At 56.0% G+C, this 18457-nt stretch carries 17 protein-coding genes, 1 pseudogene and 1 other annotated feature; of the genes and pseudogenes, 10 read left to right on the forward strand and 8 right to left on the reverse strand.

The genetic code is table 11. The annotated features are described in order from the left end of the window. Positions 1–43: 43 nt before the first annotated feature. Positions 44–1090, reverse strand: coding sequence for a protease SohB (sohB, locus tag M2407_RS07270; RefSeq protein WP_020827135.1), 1047 nt, complete (start codon positions 1088–1090; stop codon positions 44–46). Between the two features lie 358 nt (positions 1091–1448). On the opposite strand from sohB, the gene M2407_RS07275 reads away from it, so the two are divergent. Further along, complete coding sequence (locus M2407_RS07275) at positions 1449–2210, forward strand: YciK family oxidoreductase (RefSeq protein WP_020827136.1); 762 nt, start codon at positions 1449–1451, stop codon at positions 2208–2210. 13 nt (positions 2211–2223) lie between these two features. Continuing rightward, on the forward strand, positions 2224–2814 hold the full coding sequence (cobO, locus tag M2407_RS07280; RefSeq protein WP_259217440.1) for a cob(I)yrinic acid a,c-diamide adenosyltransferase: 591 nt from the start codon (positions 2224–2226) through the stop codon (positions 2812–2814). A 44-nt stretch (positions 2815–2858) separates the two neighbouring features. Here the strand turns inward: cobO and rluB are convergent, their stop codons facing one another. From rluB to rnm, 5 genes are all read right to left on the reverse strand, one after another. Next, entirely contained in the window at positions 2859–3755 is an 897-nt protein-coding gene (rluB, locus tag M2407_RS07285; RefSeq protein ID WP_020827138.1) for a 23S rRNA pseudouridine(2605) synthase RluB, read from the reverse strand. 229 nt (positions 3756–3984) lie between these two features. After that, positions 3985–4782 carry an alpha/beta fold hydrolase gene (locus M2407_RS07290; protein ID WP_020827147.1) on the reverse strand — a complete coding sequence of 266 codons (798 nt, stop codon included), beginning with the start codon at positions 4780–4782 and terminating at the stop codon, positions 3985–3987. A 147-nt stretch (positions 4783–4929) separates the two neighbouring features. Further along, positions 4930–5289 (reverse strand): Rap1a/Tai family immunity protein, encoded by a 360-nt coding sequence (locus tag M2407_RS07295; RefSeq protein WP_259217442.1) that lies wholly within the window; start codon positions 5287–5289, stop codon positions 4930–4932. 118 nt (positions 5290–5407) lie between these two features. Next, entirely contained in the window at positions 5408–6028 is a 621-nt protein-coding gene (locus M2407_RS07300; RefSeq protein WP_020827149.1) for an L-threonylcarbamoyladenylate synthase, read from the reverse strand. 48 nt (positions 6029–6076) lie between these two features. Continuing rightward, the gene (gene rnm, locus M2407_RS07305; RefSeq protein WP_046373391.1) at positions 6077–6964 is read right to left on the reverse strand and encodes an RNase RNM; all 888 of its coding nucleotides are present in this window, start codon (positions 6962–6964) and stop codon (positions 6077–6079) included. A gap of 243 nt (positions 6965–7207) precedes the next feature. After that, positions 7208–7311, forward strand: a sequence feature (Trp leader region). A 27-nt stretch (positions 7312–7338) separates the two neighbouring features. On the opposite strand from rnm, the gene M2407_RS07310 reads away from it, so the two are divergent. The 6 genes and pseudogenes from M2407_RS07310 (at position 7339) to M2407_RS07335 (ending at position 14421) form a co-directional block, all read left to right on the forward strand. Next, on the forward strand, positions 7339–8898 hold the full coding sequence (locus M2407_RS07310; protein ID WP_259217446.1) for an anthranilate synthase component 1: 1560 nt from the start codon (positions 7339–7341) through the stop codon (positions 8896–8898). Beyond that, a pseudogene (gene trpD / locus M2407_RS07315) lies at positions 8898–10493 on the forward strand (bifunctional anthranilate synthase glutamate amidotransferase component TrpG/anthranilate phosphoribosyltransferase TrpD). The gene M2407_RS07310 and the pseudogene trpD overlap by 1 nt, the downstream one beginning before the upstream one ends. Positions 10494–10496: 3 nt before the next feature. Beyond that, on the forward strand, positions 10497–11858 hold the full coding sequence (gene trpCF / locus M2407_RS07320; RefSeq protein ID WP_259218360.1) for a bifunctional indole-3-glycerol-phosphate synthase TrpC/phosphoribosylanthranilate isomerase TrpF: 1362 nt from the start codon (positions 10497–10499) through the stop codon (positions 11856–11858). Positions 11859–11889: 31 nt separating this feature from the next. Next, complete coding sequence (gene trpB / locus M2407_RS07325) at positions 11890–13080, forward strand: tryptophan synthase subunit beta (protein ID WP_020827155.1); 1191 nt, start codon at positions 11890–11892, stop codon at positions 13078–13080. Next, positions 13080–13886 carry a tryptophan synthase subunit alpha gene (trpA, locus tag M2407_RS07330; protein WP_128864675.1) on the forward strand — a complete coding sequence of 269 codons (807 nt, stop codon included), beginning with the start codon at positions 13080–13082 and terminating at the stop codon, positions 13884–13886. Before trpB ends, trpA begins: the two co-directional genes overlap by 1 nt. 220 nt (positions 13887–14106) lie before the next feature. Then, positions 14107–14421, forward strand: a complete 315-nt coding sequence (locus M2407_RS07335; protein WP_020827157.1) for a BON domain-containing protein — start codon at positions 14107–14109, stop codon at positions 14419–14421. A 44-nt stretch (positions 14422–14465) separates the two neighbouring features. Here the strand turns inward: M2407_RS07335 and ompW are convergent, their stop codons facing one another. Continuing rightward, entirely contained in the window at positions 14466–15110 is a 645-nt protein-coding gene (gene ompW / locus M2407_RS07340) for an outer membrane protein OmpW (RefSeq protein ID WP_020827158.1), read from the reverse strand. A 283-nt stretch (positions 15111–15393) separates the two neighbouring features. On the opposite strand from ompW, the gene M2407_RS07345 reads away from it, so the two are divergent. Next, the gene (locus M2407_RS07345) at positions 15394–15834 is read left to right on the forward strand and encodes a YkgJ family cysteine cluster protein (RefSeq protein ID WP_020827159.1); all 441 of its coding nucleotides are present in this window, start codon (positions 15394–15396) and stop codon (positions 15832–15834) included. A 39-nt stretch (positions 15835–15873) separates the two neighbouring features. Continuing rightward, a complete protein-coding gene (locus M2407_RS07350) occupies positions 15874–16626 on the forward strand; it encodes a YciC family protein (RefSeq protein ID WP_044551674.1) in 753 nt (250 codons plus the stop codon). A 47-nt stretch (positions 16627–16673) separates the two neighbouring features. Here M2407_RS07350 and M2407_RS07355 read toward each other — a convergent pair whose 3' ends face one another. After that, a complete protein-coding gene (locus tag M2407_RS07355; RefSeq protein WP_259217456.1) occupies positions 16674–18377 on the reverse strand; it encodes a SulP family inorganic anion transporter in 1704 nt (567 codons plus the stop codon). Between the last annotated feature and the right edge of the window lie 80 nt (positions 18378–18457).

An 18457-nucleotide genomic window follows, 5' to 3' on the forward strand; every position in this document is an offset into this window, starting at 1 on the left:
TAAAAAAGGGGGGCTAAGCCCCCCTGCTATTTAATCGCTACGCTTAAAGCAGCGGTTTTTCCCCGCGCTGCCACCAACGTAACAGCAGACGATCGACACTTTCGGCCGCGCTGCCGGTAAAACGGTCCATCAGGCGTTTACGACGTGCATAGCGCACCCCCACCACCTCGTGATTTTCCATTTCAGCAATCAGCAGATCGTCACTGGTGCCAATTGCATCAACCAACCCTTTTTCTTTCGCCTGGGTCCCGAACCAGTGTTCACCGGTCGCCACGCTGTCGATATCCAGCGATGGGCGCTGCTGATGCACAAACTCTTTAAACAGTTCGTGGGTTTCGTTCAGATCTTCACGGAACTTCTCACGCCCCTGCTCGGTGTTTTCACCAAACAGCGTCAATGTGCGTTTGAACTCGCCGGCGGTGTGCAACTCCACATCAATATCATTCTTTTTCAGCAAGCGGTGGAAGTTCGGGATTTGCGCCACGACGCCGATCGAACCAATGATGGCAAAGGGCGCGGCCACAATGCGATCCGCCACGCAGGCCATCATGTAACCGCCGCTGGCGGCGACTTTGTCTACCGCGACCGTCAGGCGAATGCCGCCGGCACGCAAACGGGCCAACTGCGATGAAGCCAGCCCGTAGCCATGAACCACCCCGCCCGGGCTTTCCAACCGCAGCAGAACTTCATCTTGCGGCGTCGCCACGGCCAGCACCGCGGAAACTTCCTCGCGCAGTGAAGTCACTTCATGGGCATCCATGCTGCCTTTGAAATCCAGCACGTAAAGACAAGGTTTGGTGGCTTCCACCGCCCCGGCTTTGGCACGTTGCTTCTTCAGTTTATCGTCGGCTTTGGTCTGCTTTTTAAACTGCTTGCTCCAGGCCTTTTGTTCCGCCTCGCCCATCCGCGCCAAACGCATATCGCGCTGCATGTCCCGGTATTGTTCTCCGAGGTCGGTAAGCTGCAGTTCCCCTTTGTGTCGGGCTTTGCGTTGCCCAAGGCTGACCGCCAGCAACGCCAGCGCGGCGATGGCAATCACAACCGTCGCGACTTTGGCCAGAAACAGGCCGTAAACAGATATAAACTCCACAGATTCCGCCTTTATTAACAGGTTGTTAGTACTATCTCATTCATTCTAGCCAACCGAAGCGGTGGCTGTCGCGACTAAATAAAAATTCCTTGTGCGGCCTCTTTACTATGTGGGCGGATTTTGGCTTAACCAAGCCAGCCCCCTGCCATTTTTGTTACAAAAGAATGCCGTTTCTGCCGCCTAATCATTGAAAATACGATCCATTTAAGGCATATAACACGGATTATTCATCAAGATGATGATCCAAATTCGCTGCGGGGCCTGCATGCGGTCGAGCCTTTGCTCCTGTCATGGCCCCTCAATCCACCCCCTCCCCGATGCAAGCGGGAGACCAGCCACCAAGGCGCGAGGAATTATTGTGCATTACCAACCCAAGCAGGATCTGTTGCAACAACGTATTATTCTGGTCACCGGCGCCGGTGACGGCATCGGCCGCGAAGCCGCACTCACCTATGCCAAATTTGGCGCACAATTAGTGCTGTTGGGCCGCACCGAAAGCAAACTAAAGGCGGTACAGGCCGAAATCGCCAAACTCAGTGACGCCCCCACTTACACCATCACGCTGGACCTGCTGCATACTACGCAAGAGCAGTGCCAACAGGTGGCGAATGAGCTGGCAACCCGCGTCCCGCGTCTCGACGGCGTGTTGCACAATGCCGGCCTGCTGGGTGACATCGCCCCGATGGCCGAGCTGTCAATGACGATGTGGAACGAGGTGATGCAAGTGAACGTCAATGCGACCTTTATGCTCACCCAGGCGCTGCTGCCTCTGCTGTTGAAATCCCCCGCCGGATCGCTGGTGTTTACCAGTTCCAGCGTTGGCCGCACCGGGCGTGCCAACTGGGGCGCCTACGCCGTGTCAAAATTCGCCACCGAAGGCATGATGCAGGTGCTGGCCGATGAATACAAAAATCGCAATCTGCGGGTAAATTGCATCAATCCGGGCGGAACTCGCACCCAAATGCGCGCATCTGCGTTTCCTGACGAAGACAAAAGCAAGCTGAAAACCCCGGCGGACATCATGCCGCTTTACCTCTATTTGATGGGGGATGACAGCCGCCGTAAAACCGGTATGAGTTTCGACGCTCAACCTAACCGTAAACCCGGCGCGGCCGAATAAAAGGGGCTTTATCATGGCTGATGATCGCCACCAACAACGTCAACAACGCCTTAAAGAGCAGGTGGATGCGCGCATTGCTGCTGCTCAGGAAGCGCGGGGGCTGCTGCTGGTATTCACCGGCAACGGTAAAGGTAAAACCACTGCGGCGTTTGGCACCGTGACCCGGGCCGTTGGCCACGGGATGAAAGTTGGCGTCATTCAGTTCATCAAGGGTGAATGGCCGAACGGTGAGAAAAATCTGCTGCAACAGCACGGCGTCGAGTTTCAGGTGATGGCAACCGGCTTTACCTGGGAAACACAGGATAAGGCCAGCGATACCGCCGCCTGTCAGGCCGTATGGCAACACGGCAAGCGCATGCTGGCAGACAGCAGCCTGGATCTGGTGCTGCTGGACGAACTGACCTATATGGTCAGCTACGGCTACCTTGAACTGGATGAGCTACTGGAAGCGCTACGACAACGTCCTGCGCACCAGACGGTGATCATCACCGGGCGTGGCTGCCATCGTGATTTGTTGGAGCTGGCGGATACGGTGACCGAGATGCGGCCGGTGAAGCACGCGTTTGACGCGGGTATCAAGGCACAACAGGGGATTGACTGGTAACGAAAAGAAAAACGCCGCAGCCCGAATGGGCTACGGCGTGATAATCAGCTGCGTTTGCTTGGTTTGCCCGGCTTGCTGCCCGCAGCACTGCGGCGACCGCTTCCAGCCACCTGGGTGTGACGCTTAACGGCACGACGGATCTGGTTAGCCTTCACACGGCGACGCTCGCGCTCAACAGGCATCTTGCTGACGGTTTCAGGCTTGAGGTCAACCAGTTCGCGCAGGTAGTTGATCGCCGGCAATTCCAGTTCGGTCCAACCGCCACGAGGAATGCCTTTTGGCAGGTCGATATCGCCGTAACGCACACGGATCAGGCGGCTAACCTGGACGCCAACGGCTTCCCACAGACGACGAACCTCGCGGTTACGCCCTTCGGTCAGGGTTACGTTGTACCACTGGTTTATGCCTTCGCCACCCTGGAAAGTGATGGTGCGGAAAGCCGCCGGGCCATCTTCCAGTTGAACGCCTTTGCTCAGTTGCTTCACTTTTTCGTCGTCAATCTGGCCAAATACGCGCACGGCATATTCACGCTCAACTTCACGACTTGGGTGCATCAGGCGGTTAGCCAGTTCACCGTCGGTGGTGAACAACAGCAGGCCTGAGGTATTGACGTCCAGGCGCCCTACCGCTACCCAGCGCGAACCACGCAGCTTGGGCAAGCGATCGAAGACCGTCGGGCGACCTTCTGGGTCGCTGCGAGTACACAATTCACCTTCCGGCTTGTAATAAGCCAGCACGCGGCAAACCGCTTCTTCAGATTCTTTAACCGAAACGACGTGACCATCCAGACGGATTTTCATTGAAGGGGTTACTTCAACGCGATCACCCAGTTTGGCAATTTTACCGTCGACGCTGACGCGCCCGGCCTCAATAATGGTTTCGATTTCACGACGCGAGCCATGACCGGCGCGCGCTAAAACTTTCTGTAACTTTTCGCTCATTGAGCAACCTCTAGTGTCGCCTTCACAGGCGTCGGGGGGATGACCGTCGCGGCGTCAGGCACCACAGCGGTAACAATACGTTTACTTGGATCGAACCGCGCATTATACAGGCTTTCAATAGGGTTGAAACCCACTTTGTTGTCTGGTCGATTATCGAAAGCTATCGATTGCGTGAGAACTCGCTGAAAAGCGGGTCTGCCCCCGCTTTATAACCTACTCGGAAAAGGGATTAATCATCGAGGAAATCGACTACCGCCCGATACACTGCCGCTGGCTGCTCAAGAATACCAAGGTGAGTTCGGGCATTCTCCAGCCGCACGACCGAGAAAAATGGATGGTTGGCGGCAAAGCTCTGCTGTTGCCGCAAATAGTCTTCGCCACGATCCAGTGAGTAAATATGCCGGCAAGCAGGCGGTGAGGTCAATTCCCCCAGCCGGTTTAGCGGCGAACCGTATTGTCTGTAGGCTTGCTCAATCGCCACGCCGGCGGCCTGCCAAACGCGATAATCCTCCTGCGCCATTTCAACGGTCAAATGCTGTTTTACCTGTGGGTGTTCAATACCGCCCTGCCAGAATGTGAATAAATCATCACGCGCCGCCAGCCAGTGTTCAGGCCGCTGCATTTGCTGAACGGAATCGAAAAATGCAGGCTCAGGCTGGGTCATGATCCAATCGAGAAACACCATTCCCTGCATCTGCTGCGGCATGTTCTCGGCCAACGCCACCGCTATCCAACTGGCGTGCGCTACCGACAGCGTCACAAACCGCTCCACTTGCAACTCAAGCAGCAATTGCTGGAGATCTGCCAGCAGATCCTGTGCGCCAAGGGAGAGTCCGGCATCGCGATCAGACAGGGCGTGCCCCCGCCAGTCGAGGCTGATCACCCGATACTTTTGCGACGCCAGTGCGGTAAAGGGGGCAAATACGGTTTTTGGTTCACACCAACCGGGCAGCAGGACCAACGTCAGCGGGCCTGAACCGGAATCATGATAATCGAGAGAAAGGGTGCCATGGCGAAACGCTGTCATTTTGTCTCCTAAACGTCATATCCCCCACGATAAGGGGATTTGTGCATTAGCAGTAAAATGACAGCCTTCGTCAGTTTCATCTATTGGAATAGATGCTAAATAAGGGGCTTCGCACCGAATGAAAAAATACGCACTAAAAAAACGCGATTAATGCCGTTCACAGGGATAAGCGGCGGTTAATGCCAGCATAATCACCGAAGGCGCGGAATAGTGAAGCTGTTCCGGGTGTTCATTTAAATACTGCATCACCGCGTCCGCCGCCATCCCCACGCTCATCCCGGCATCCGGACAAATGCTACGATTGCCCTGCATTGAGAAGGTATCGAATACGCCGGCCACATAGCCCATAAACATCCCGCCGTCGAGCGCTTCGGCGACGGTAGCCGCTCCGTTCTTATTTTTCACATAGCCGCTGGTTTCCGACAGCAAGGAGCTGCCGGAATAAAACCCCGCGCTGGCCGCAGAGGAAAACAATATGGCCACCAAAAGAGAAATCCGCTTAATCATTGCTACGCATCCTGCCTATTATCAGTTTTTGATATTGTAGAATAGCGGCTTTACCGGCAAATGACGCCGTTACCGCCACTTTTCAGAAAATGAGCAAAAGCGGCAGCGTAATTATGCATCAACGGAAAGGCGTTGCGTCGCCTGCCCCTTCACGCACCACTTCCGGCGCGGACTCGGTCAGATCAATCACCGTGGTCGGTTGCTGGCCCAGGAAGCCGCCGTGGATCACCAGATCCACCTGCTTGCCCAGATGATCGTTGATCTCTTCCGGATCGGATTCGGCAAAATCATTGCCTGGCAGCATCAACGTGGTCGACATCATCGGCTCATTCAGCACTTCCAGCAACGCCAACGCAATCGGGTTAGACGGCACGCGCAGACCGATGGTTTTGCGCTTGTCGTTCATCAGGCGACGCGGGACTTCTTTGGTCGCTTTCAAAATGAACGTGTAGTTGCCGGGGGTGTTGTTCTTGATCAGTCGAAACGCGGTATTGTCGACATAAGCGTAAGTAGACAGCTCGGACAGATCGCGGCACATCAAGGTAAAATTATGATTGCTGTCCAATTGACGGATACGGCAGATGCGTTCCATGGCCGTCTTGTCTTCCAGCTTGCAACCCAACGCGTAGCCGGAATCGGTAGGATAGACGATCACCCCACCTTTACGCAGCACATCCACCGCCTGGTTGATCAGGCGCGGTTGCGGGTTATCTGGATGGATATAAAAAAGCTGACTCATGACTTGCTCCTAAAAATGATGCACGCGGGCGGCATCGCCCACGTTAAATCAACTGACCTTGCCCTGCTGCGGTTGTGGCCAGTCACGCCACACGGGTTCAACCCCGCCGGGTAACCACAGTTTGCGGCCCAGTTCGATCCACGAGCAGGGCTGATGAAAGTCAGAGCCCTGCGACGCCAATAATTGATATTCCTGCGCATACTTTGCCAGTTGCGAACGCTCATGCGGTGCCTGCTGACACTGGGCAACCTCCATGGCATCCCCCCCTTGTTCGGCAAAGTGCGCCAACAACCGTTTCAGCCATTTGGCCGTCAGGTCGTAACGGCCCGGGTGCGCTATCACCGCCTGACCGCCGGATTGATGAATCACATCAATGGCTTGTTTTATTGTACACCACTGTGGCGGAACGTAGCCGGTTTTGCCTTTGGCCAGGTATTTCTTGAACACCTGAGCCATATTGTCAGCGATGCCAATCTGCACCAGATAACGGGCGAAGTGACCACGCGTCACCGCCCCACCGTCCGCCAACTTTTGCGCGCCTTCAAATGCACCGTCAATACGCGCTTTCGCCAGCCGGACGCCAATTTCCTGTGCGCGCAGGTTGCGGCGCTCAGTCTGCTCGGCCAACAATTGCACCATCGCCGGATGTGCAGTTTCAATCCCCAGACCCACGATATGAATCTCATGATTTTCCCACAGCGTGGAGATCTCCACCCCGTTCACCAACTGCAGCGGTAACGACAGCTCGGCAATGGTTGCGGCTGCGGCGGCTAAACCTTCGGTGGTGTCGTGGTCGGTAATCGCCAATACGCCTACCCGCATCTCGACGGCCCGCTGCACCAACTGCGCCGGCGTCAAATAGCCGTCAGAGGCGGTGGTATGGCTGTGGAGATCGTACAGGGTAAAGGCGGAAGGCTGGGGGCTGCTGTCTGTCAAAAGAAATATCCGTCAAAGGTTTGGCCTTCTATCATACCCGCGTTCGCCCGCAGGACGGAAATCTATTCTGGCCGACGGCCTGTTCCTCTCGATGAAAATTATTCACGCTTGCGGCTAAAACATTGTGTGAAAAGAGGGTTGACTTTATTCTCTCGAACCAGTTAACTAGTACACAAGTTCAGGGCGATACCCTGGTTGGATGATAAACAAGAGAGCACAGAAATGAATAAGCAAACTTCTCTTCTTCGTTGGTGGCGTACCTCCCTTTCGCGGGCGGTGTAATCACGCATACCTGTCATCTGACACTGCAGATTCCCTAAGCCCGCTGGTAACGCGGGCTTTTTTATGGACAAATTTTAACTGGAAGACCCAAGATGAACATCAAACCACAGCTTAAATTACTGAAGGCGGAGGCCAGTTACCGGGGCGATCCGACCACTATTTTCCACCAGTTGTGTGGCGCGCGTCCGGCGACCCTGCTGTTGGAATCCGCTGAAATCAACAGCAAGCAAAACCTGCAAAGCCTGCTGGTGATCGACAGTGCCCTGCGTATCACCGCACTGGGTCGTATCGTCACCCTGCAGGCGCTGACCGCCAACGGTGCGGCAATGCTGCCGCTGCTGGATGAGGCGCTGCCGCCCGAAGTACAGATTCAGGTGCGCCCTAACGGCCGGGAACTGACTTTCCCGCCGATTGACGCTATCCAGGATGAAGACGCTCGCCTGCGGTCGCTGTCGGTATTTGACGCGCTGCGCACCCTGCTAACATTGGTGGATTCTCCCGCCGACGAACGTGAAGCCGTCATGCTTGGTGGCCTGTTTGCTTACGATTTGGTCGCCGGCTTCGAAGACCTGCCAGCACTGCGTCAGGATCAGCGCTGCCCGGACTTCTGCTTCTATTTGGCGGAAACCCTGTTGGTGCTGGATCACCAACGCGGCGTCGCCCGTCTGCAGGCCAGCGTATTCACGGCCGACCCGGCCGAGGAGCAACGCCTGCAACTGCGCCTGGAACAGCTGCAGGTTCAATTGAAACAGACGCCGCAGCCCATTCCTCACCAGAAGCTGGAAAACATGCAGCTGAGCTGCAACCAGACCGATGAAGAATACGGTGCCGTGGTCAGCGAGCTGCAACAGGCCATTCGTCAGGGTGAAATTTTCCAGGTGGTACCGTCGCGTCGTTTCTCGCTGCCCTGCCCGACCCCGCTGGCCGCGTATCAGACGCTGAAAGACAACAACCCAAGCCCCTATATGTTCTTTATGCAGGATGACGAGTTCACCCTGTTCGGCGCGTCGCCGGAAAGTGCCTTGAAATACGACGCCAACAACCGCCAGATTGAAATCTACCCGATTGCCGGTACCCGCCCACGCGGTCGTCGTGCCGACGGTTCACTGGACCTGGATCTGGACAGCCGTATCGAGCTGGAAATGCGTACTGACCATAAAGAGCTGGCCGAGCACCTGATGCTGGTCGATCTGGCGCGAAACGATCTGGCGCGCATCTGCCAGGCCGGCAGCCGCTACGTGGCCGATCTGACCAAAGTGGACCGCTACTCTTTCGTAATGCACCTGGTTTCCCGTGTGATCGGCACCTTGCGCGCCGACCTTGACGTGCTGCACGCCTATCAGGCCTGTATGAACATGGGCACGCTGAGCGGTGCACCTAAAGTGCGCGCCATGCAGCTGATCGCCGCTTCCGAAGGCACCCGTCGTGGCAGCTACGGCGGCGCAGTGGGTTACTTCACCGCCACCGGTGATTTGGATACCTGTATTGTCATCCGTTCCGCGTATGTTGAAGACGGCATTGCCACCGTGCAAGCCGGTGCCGGCGTAGTGCTGGATTCTGTACCACAGGCGGAAGCCGATGAAACCCGTAATAAGGCACGTGCCGTGCTGCGCGCCATTGCCAGTGCGCACCAGGCCAAGGAGGTGTTCTGATGGCCGATATCTTACTGCTCGATAACGTTGATTCCTTTACCTACAACCTGGTCGATCAGCTGCGCGCCAGCGGCCATCAGGTGGTGATCTATCGCAACCAAATTTCTGCCGAGGTGATTATCGAGCGCCTGCAGCAGCTGACCCAGCCGGTGCTGATGCTGTCTCCAGGCCCGGGTACACCGGCCGAAGCCGGCTGCATGCCGGAACTGTTGCAGCGCCTGCGCGGCCAGTTACCCATTATCGGCATCTGTCTCGGCCATCAGGCAATCGTCGAAGCCTATGGCGGGCACGTCGGCCAGGCCGGGGAAATCCTGCATGGCAAGGCGTCGGCCATCAGCCACGATGGCGAAGGGATGTTTGCCGGTATGGTGAACCCACTGCCGGTGGCCCGTTATCATTCCCTGGTTGGCAGCAATATCCCGGCCGAACTCACCGTTAACGCCCACTTCGGCGACATGGTGATGGCAGTTCGACATGACAAGCATCGCGTATGCGGTTTCCAGTTCCATCCGGAATCTATCCTGACCACTCACGGCGCGCGTTTGCTTGAGCAAACTCTGGCCTGGGCGCTGGCGAAATAACGAGAGGAAACGACGATGCAAACTATTCTTGAAAAACTGTACCGCTCAGAGTCGATGAACCAGCAGGAAAGCCAGCAGTTGTTCAGCGCCATTGTTCGCGGTGAGCTGGAGCCAAGCCAGTTGGCCGCGGCGCTGATCAGCATGAAAATTCGCGGCGAACGTCCGGAAGAGATCGCCGGCGCGGCGAAAGCGCTGCTGGCCGATGCCCTGCCGTTCCCGCGCCCGGACTACCCGTTTGCCGATATCGTCGGCACCGGCGGTGACGGCACCAACAGCATTAATATTTCCACCGCCAGCGCCTTTGTGGCGGCCGCGTGCGGCGCCAAAGTGGCAAAACACGGTAACCGCAGCGTTTCCAGTCGGTCAGGATCATCCGATCTGCTGGCGGCGTTCGGCATTCGTCTGGATCTGCCGGCGGAACAGGCGCGCCAAGCGCTGGATGACCTGGGCGTATGCTTCCTGTTCGCGCCGCAGTATCACACCGGTTTCCGCCATGCGATGCCGGTACGTCAGCAGTTGAAAACCCGTACGGTATTCAACGTACTCGGCCCGCTAATCAACCCGGCGCGTCCGCCACTGGCGCTGATCGGCGTTTATAGCCCGGAATTGGTGCTGCCGATTGCCGAAACCCTGCGCGTGCTGGGTTACCAACGAGCCGCTGTTGTGCACGGCGGTGGCATGGATGAAGTGGCGATCCACACCGCGACCCACGTGGCCGAGCTGAACAACGGCGAAATTGAAAGCTATCAGCTGACGCCAGAATCCTTCGGGCTGCAACGCTACCCGCTGGAGGCCCTGCTGGGCGGTTCGCCGGAAGAAAACCGTGACATTCTGGCAAGGTTGTTACAAGGTAAAGGTGACCCGGCGCACGCCGCTGCGGTGGCCGCTAACGTGGCGCTGCTGCTGAAGTTATTCGGGCATGAAGACCTGCGCCAAAACGCGCAGCAGGCACTGGACATGATTCACAGCGGGAAAGCTTACGAGCGCGTAACCGCACTGGCAGCAAGAGGATAAATGATGCAGGAAACCGTGCTCAACAAGATTGTTCGTGATAAAGCGCAATGGGTCGCAGCACGACAGCAACAACAGCCACTGGCCAGTTTTCAAAATGAAATCGTCCCCAGCGAGCGTGGCTTTTATCACGCGCTGCAGGGTGCCAGAACGGCGTTTATTCTTGAATGTAAAAAGGCATCCCCTTCCAAAGGGCTAATCCGCGAGAATTTCGATCCCGTGGAAATTGCTTCGGTCTACAAAGATTTCGCCTCGGCGATCTCGGTGTTGACCGATGAAAAATACTTCCAGGGCAGCTTCGACTTTCTGCCGCTGGTCAGCAAGACGGTGACACAGCCGGTGCTGTGCAAAGACTTTATTATCGACCCGTATCAGATCTATCTGGCGCGCTTCTATCAGGCCGACGCCATTCTGCTGATGCTGTCCGTGCTGAACGACGATCAGTACCGTCAATTGGCTGCGGTTGCGCACAGCCTGAACATGGGGGTGCTGACCGAAGTGATCAGCGAAGAAGAGCTGCAACGGGCCATTGCTTTGGAAGCGCGCGTGGTCGGTATCAATAACCGCGATCTGCGCGACCTGAGTATCGATCTGGATCGCACTCGCCAGTTGGCGCCTCGCGTCCCACACGGGGTGACGGTGATCAGCGAGTCCGGCATCAACAATTACGGTCAGATCCGCGAACTGAGCCACTTTGCCAACGGTTTCCTGATTGGCAGCGCATTAATGTCGGAAACCGATCTCCGTGCCGCCGTGCGCCGGGTGATCCTGGGCGACAACAAAGTCTGCGGGCTGACCCGTCCGCAGGATGCCAGCGCGGCCTATCAGGCAGGTGCGGTGTATGGTGGACTGATTTTCGTCGGGCGTTCACCCCGCTATGTTGATATCAACCGCGCCCGTGAAGTTATCTCGGGTGCCCCCCTGAAATATGTCGGCGTATTCTGCGACGCGCAGGTAGAGACCCTGGTTAAAACCGTCGAACGCCTGGGGCTGAAAGCGGTGCAACTGCACGGCTCGGAAGATCAGGCCTATATCAGCGCCCTGCGCGCCGAACTGCCTGCCAAGTGCCAGATTTGGAAAGCATTGAGCGTAAAAGACCATTTACCGCAGCGCGATTTGCAGCACGTTGATCGTTATCTGCTGGATAACGGCGCGGGTGGCACCGGGCAGCGTTTCGACTGGTCGGTACTGCACGGCGAAAACCTGGAAAACGTGATGCTGGCCGGTGGCCTGAGCGCAGACAACTGCGTTGACGCAGCCAAACTCGGCTGTGCCGGGTTGGACTTTAACTCCGGCGTAGAGAGCCAGCCCGGCATTAAGGATCCTGCCCGCCTGGCGGCGGTGTTCCAGACCCTGCGCGCTTACTAATTATGATTAACGGATAATAACGGGAACTAAAATGACGCTGCTTAACCCCTACTTCGGCGAATTTGGTGGCCAATATGTGCCGCAGATTCTGATGCCGGCCTTAAAACAACTGGAAGAAGCCTTTGTCAGCGCCCAGCGCGATCCGGAATTCCAGGCTGAATTTATCGACCTGCTGAAAAACTACGCCGGTCGCCCGACGGCTTTGACACTGTGCAAAAACCTCACTGCCGGTACCAAAACCAAGCTGTATCTGAAGCGTGAAGATCTGCTGCACGGTGGCGCGCACAAAACTAACCAGGTATTGGGTCAGGCGCTGTTGGCCAAGCGCATGGGCAAAACCGAAATCATCGCCGAGACCGGTGCCGGTCAACACGGCGTTGCCTCCGCACTGGCCTGTGCCCTGCTCGGCCTGAAGTGCCGCATTTATATGGGCGCCAAAGATATCGAGCGCCAGTCACCCAACGTCTTCCGCATGCGCCTGATGGGAGCGGAAGTGATCCCGGTGCACAGCGGTTCCTCCACGCTGAAAGATGCCTGTAACGAAGCGCTGCGCGACTGGTCTGGCAGCTACAAAACCGCCCACTATATGCTGGGTACCGCTGCAGGTCCGCACCCGTATCCGACGATTGTGCGTGAATTCCAGCGCATGATCGGCGAAGAAACCAAAGCACAAATGCTGGAACGTGAAGGCCGCTTGCCGGATGCCGTACTGGCCTGCGTTGGCGGTGGCTCGAACGCCATCGGTATGTTTGCCGACTTTATCGACGATACCAGCGTTGGGTTGATCGGCGTTGAACCTGCAGGTTTAGGGATTGAAACCGGCCAGCACGGCGCACCGCTCAAACACGGCCACGTGGGCATCTATTTCGGCATGAAAGCGCCGATGATGCAGACTTCCGAAGGCCAGATCGAGGAGTCCTACTCGATTTCCGCCGGCTTGGACTTCCCTTCAGTCGGGCCGCAACACGCCTATCTGAACAGCATCGGTCGGGCTGAATACGTGTCTATTACCGATGACGAAGCGTTGGACGCTTTCAAAGCGCTGTCGCGTAGCGAAGGGATTATCCCGGCGCTGGAGTCTTCCCATGCTCTGGCGCACGCGCTGAAAATGATCCGTGAAACGCCGCAAAAAGAACAGATTCTGGTGGTTAACCTGTCCGGCCGCGGCGACAAAGACATATTTACCGTTCACGACATTCTGAAAGCTCGGGGAGAAATCTGATGGAACGTTATCAACAACTGTTCAACCGCCTGGCAGATAAGAAAGAAGGCGCGTTCGTCCCGTTCGTTACCCTCGGCGATCCGAACCCGGCGCTTTCGTTGCAGATCGTCGATACCCTGGTTGAAGCCGGTGCCGACGCGCTGGAACTGGGCATTCCGTTCTCCGATCCGCTGGCCGATGGCCCAACGATTCAAAGTGCTGCGCTACGCGCCTTCGCCTCAGGCGTGACGCCAACCCAGTGCTTCGAGATGCTGGCGGCGATCCGCCAGAAACACCCGAACATTCCTATCGGCCTGCTAATGTACGCCAACCTGGTATTCCATAAAGGCATCGATGCGTTTTACCAACGCTGTGCCGAAGTCGGCGTTGATTCGGTGCTGATTGCCGACGTGCCGTATGAAGAGTCCGCGCCCTTCCGTGCTGCGGCAACGCGCCATGGCATTGCACCTATCTTTATCTGCCCACCCAATGCAGACGACGATTTACTGCGTGAAATATCCTCACACGGCCGCGGCTACACCTACCTGTTGTCCCGTGCGGGCGTCACCGGCACCGAAAGTCGCGCTGAATTGCCACTTCATCACCTGGTGAATAAATTGCGCGAATACCATGCGGCACCGCCGCTGCAAGGGTTTGGCATTTCCGAACCGGCACAGGTTCGCGATGCGCTGCAGGCCGGTGCTGCCGGGGCGATATCCGGTTCGGCTATCGTTAAAATTATCGAGCAGAATCAAGCTAATCCGACAGAAATGCTGACGAAACTGGCGAATTTTACGCGTGAAATGAAAGCGGCTACCCGGGCATAAGGCTTCAACGGTGGGCGCAGCAGATTGCGCCCGCCGATAACATCTTGTTTACCCTCAAAGTTGTGCAATTTTTTTTACATCTAAAGTTTGAACAAACCCAATTCTTGTCTCACACTTAGCGTTGCGCGTCGGGCATTTCTTTATTTTTTAGGGGTGCACTACGTCTTCAGGTGAAAACCCGAATGTAGTTTCAACAATAACATTGCATGGAGAGTAATTTATGAAGCTATTTAAAACCCTTTCGGTCTTGTGCATGGCTGCCGTTGTGGCATTCGCAGTGAGTGCCTGCGCGCCAACAGCGAAATCTGAAGGGACTGGCGGTTATATTGATGACACGGTAGTGACGACCAAGGTGAAGTCAGCGCTGCTGGCGGATAAAACCATCAAATCTACCGAAATCAGCGTCGAGACCTTTAAAGGTCGTGTGCAATTGAGCGGCTTTGTCACTTCGAGCGCCGATGCCAACCGTGCAGTGCAGGTAACTCGTGGCGTAGCGGGTGTGAAATCCGTCGAGAACGTCATGCAGATCAAGTAAAAATAAAACGGAGGCGCTGTATGCGCCTCCCTGTTTCACCGCTATCAGAAACGATAACCTGCCCCGAACATAAATACCCACGGATCCAAACGCGTATCTATGCTGTGATGATTACCGGCCGCATCGTCAAAGCGTGTTTTGGTTTCGATATTCATCCACCAGACTGACATGTTCAGCATCCAGTGCTCATCCAGGTTGTAATCCAGGCCCGCCTGCGCGGCCACACCCCAGGAGTCTTTCAAACTCAGGTTGCTCAACCCGGCATCTTTGCCGTTGTCGTTGAATTTTTCATCGAAGAAGGTCGTGTAGTTCACGCCCACGCCCAGATACGGACGCAGTTTGTCTTGCTTGTCGCCAAAGTAATACTGCGCCATCAGGCTCGGCGGCAAGTCGTGCACCGTAGCGATATCACCGTTCACGGCGGAACCGTTCAAGCCCACCTTGTGGCGAAACGGCGTTGCAGCCAGCAGTTCGACACCAATATTGTCCGTAACCATATAGCCGAAGGTCAGGCCAAGCTGGGTGTTATTATTGGCGCTGAATGAGCCCTGCCCAAGTACATCATCCGATCCGGCATTTGGTCGTACGGTCGCAGAACCTGCACGGAAAAGAAAATCGCCTGCCTGATGCGCACTTGCCAACATAGGGGCCATCATCGCCGCCAATACCACCAGAGTTGTCTTTTTCATTATCCATTCCATTTGTGTGGTTATCATCCAAGGGGAATATACCTACTTACGGGTATTTATGATCCCATCGAGATCACATCTTATGTGTAAAAATTTTAATTCCTACTAAAAACAAGGTTACCTAAGAGACTAATAAATCGAGAATTGATCTGAATCAAAAAACGCTTTTTGTTGCAAATTATTTACATGTTCAAATTTCAGTTGCTAAAAAAAACGCCGCTGCGTAATTTCATCTTCCGTGTTGGTTTTGGTTGGTGTCGTAAGGAGTCGGCGGGCAATCAAGATGAGCGAAATTCAAAATCCCTGTGTCAGTTGCGGCGCATGCTGCGGCTATTTTCGAGTGTCATTCTATTGGGCCGAAGCGGAAGATGGCGGCGGCGTGGTTCCTTTATCCCTAACAGAGCCGTTAACCCCCTTCCTGCGCTGTATGCAGGGGACCAACAGCAAGTCCCCACGCTGCACCGCACTCGACGGCGAAATCGGCAAAGCGGTTTCCTGTTCTATTTATCTTAATCGCCCCAGCCCCTGCCGTGAGTTCGATCAGTCGGGAGAGAATGGCCTGCGTAACGAAGCGTGCGACCGCGCTCGCGAACGTTATGGCCTGCCGCCATTGCCGGTTCCGTTGCCACTTTCTTTACCGATCGCCAAGATCGACGAAGAAATAGCCGTAGTGCAATTCGCGGGGTGCCACAGCGACGTGGAACAGGGTACAATCGCCCACTGATTTTGATTTATCTCTGTTTCTCGATGCCAAGGAGTCTGCATGCCTATCACGGCCAACACGTTGTACCGTGACAGTTTTAATTTTTTCCGTAACCAACTGGCCAGTATTCTGATACTGGCGTTGTTGACCGCGTTCATTTCTGTGCTGCTCAATCAGGTTTTCAGCCCTGACATCGAGCAGTTGAAGATCCTGAGCGCAACGGAAGGTGACTTTGCTGCGTCCGCCGGTATGGGGATCCAGGAAATCATTCAACAAATGACGCCTGAGCAGCAGATGGTGTTATTGAAGGTCTCAGCCGCCGCCACTTTCTCTGCGTTAGTGGGTAACGTGCTGCTGGTAGGCGGGATGTTGACGCTGGTTCGCCTGGTTTCTCAGGGGCAACGCCTGAGCGCCCTGCGCGCTATCGGGGCTTCGGCGCCGGAACTGCCGCGTTTGCTGCTGCTGCTGTTTATTTGCACGCTGCTGATCCAACTGGGGCTGACGCTGTTTGTCGTGCCGGGTGTGATTATGGCGATCGCCTTCTCGCTGGCCCCGGTAATCACCACCGCCGACAAGAAAGGCGTGTTCGCGTCGATCAAACTGAGCTGCAAACTGGCTTTCGCCAATGCGCGCGTGATTGTTCCAGCAATGATGCTGTGGCTGGCAGCCAAGCTGCTGGTGCTGTTTATGGTGAGCCACCTGTCGGTGCTGACCCCGAACGTCGCCAGCGTGGTGCTGACGGCTCTGAGCAACCTGGTTTCCGCCCTGTTGCTGATTTACCTGTTCCGCCTGTATATGCTGCTGCGCAGCTGATCTAGCGACAGGCTCCAAATAAGGCACGCTTCTGCGTGCCTTTTTGTTTATGGGGCCGCGGCTGGTTCTGCCTGCTCCTTGCTTTGAATCAGCTTCAGTGCCAGGTACAAATCCGGTACCAGTATTAATTCCCGATCGCGTCCTACCCGGTTGATGCGGAACCAGCGCGTCAATTCGGTGCGTCGCCCTGCCAACACCAATTTAACGTTACGCTGTAACAAATCACGTTTCAACTCATCAATTGCCGCCAGGACGCTGATATCGGCATGGGTAAAGCTGGCCACGGCGTCCACCACCACCCAGCGCGGTTGAAACGGCGTGCTATCCACCAGGTTCAGGATCCGTCGTTTGAAATACGCCACGTTGAAATAGGTCAACGGCGAGTTGAAGCGATACATCATCACTCCAGGCACCGGCTTAATGCCGTTATTGTTGCCCATCGAGTGGATCATGCCTTCGTCATTGACGCCCAACAGCTGCTCCGTCGGGCGGAATACCGTGCGCAAGAACTGCATCAACCCCAGTAATACCGCCAGGCCAATACCGCTGATTACCCCCACCAGCAGTACACAAAGGAAGGTAAACATCGCCAACCTGAAGGCCTGCGCATTTCGGCGCCGCATGATCCAGATACCGCGTATATCCAACAGCGACCAGGCGGCATACATCAGTACTACCCCCAGTCCTGCCACCGGAATAAACTGCAACGGAGCCATCAGAAACAGCAACACGAAGGCAATCACCCCTGCCGCAATGATCGACACCAGTTGGCTCTTGCCACCGTTGGCGTCATTGACAGCCGTGCGCGAATCCGCCCCGCTGATGGCGAAACCCTGCGATAACGCCGAGACGATGTTCACCAGCCCCAGTGCGCGAAACTCCGCGTCCGCATTGACCTCATAGCCGTTCTTGGCCGCAAAGCTGCGGGCGGTCAGCATCATGCTGACGAAGCTCACGACCGCCAGGTTAAGCGCCGGGATCACCATATCGCGCAGCAAGCCTGGCTGAAAATCCGGCCACTGCACGATCGGCAATACGTCGCTAAAACCGCCTACCGTCACTACGCCGTGCTGCTGCAGCCCACCGGCCCAGGTAACAAAGGCCGCCAAAACGATGGCAAACAGCGGAGCTGGCCAGTAAGGCCGCCATTTTTTGAACCCGATCAGCGTAACCAGGGTCAGCAGCGAAACCACCATGGTCAATACATCGCTGTGCATCAGATTGCCCGGTAAAGCGTAGATTCGCTCGATCAACTGCGCCGGATGCACGCCGAAACCCAGTACCTTGCCAATCTGATCGACCATGATGGTAATAGCCACCCCGTTGAGCAGCCCGCTGAGTATCGGTCTGGAGAGCAAGTCAGCAAGTGCGCCCAGCTTGAAACGGCTGGCTAACAGACACCAGGCGCCCATCATCGCCGTCATCATGATGGTGAGCTGCCAGTGGCGCTCCATGTTGCCCGCCGCCAGCGGCGTCACCACGGCGGCAATGACCGCACAGGTTGCAGCATCCGGCCCGACAATGAGCTGGCGTGAGGAACCGAAGAAGGCATAGGCAACCATCGGCAAAATACAGGAATAAAGCCCCACCACCGGACTAACCCCGGCCAATTCGGCATAGGCAATTGCCACCGGCAAGGCAACGGCAGCCACGGAAAGCCCGGCGCGAATGTCCGGTTTAAGCCAACTGCGTTGATACCCTAATAAATGCGTCAAACCGGGCGTTAGCGCCTGGAGAGATTTCCACTGCATAACCTGTTTTCCGTTATAAATTATCCGGCTATTATTGGGCGTATCATGCGATGCCAATGCCGCGCTGGCAATCCACACGC

The organism is Serratia sp. BIGb0234, from assembly GCF_024809915.1.
Classification (GTDB): domain Bacteria; phylum Pseudomonadota; class Gammaproteobacteria; order Enterobacterales; family Enterobacteriaceae; genus Serratia; species Serratia liquefaciens.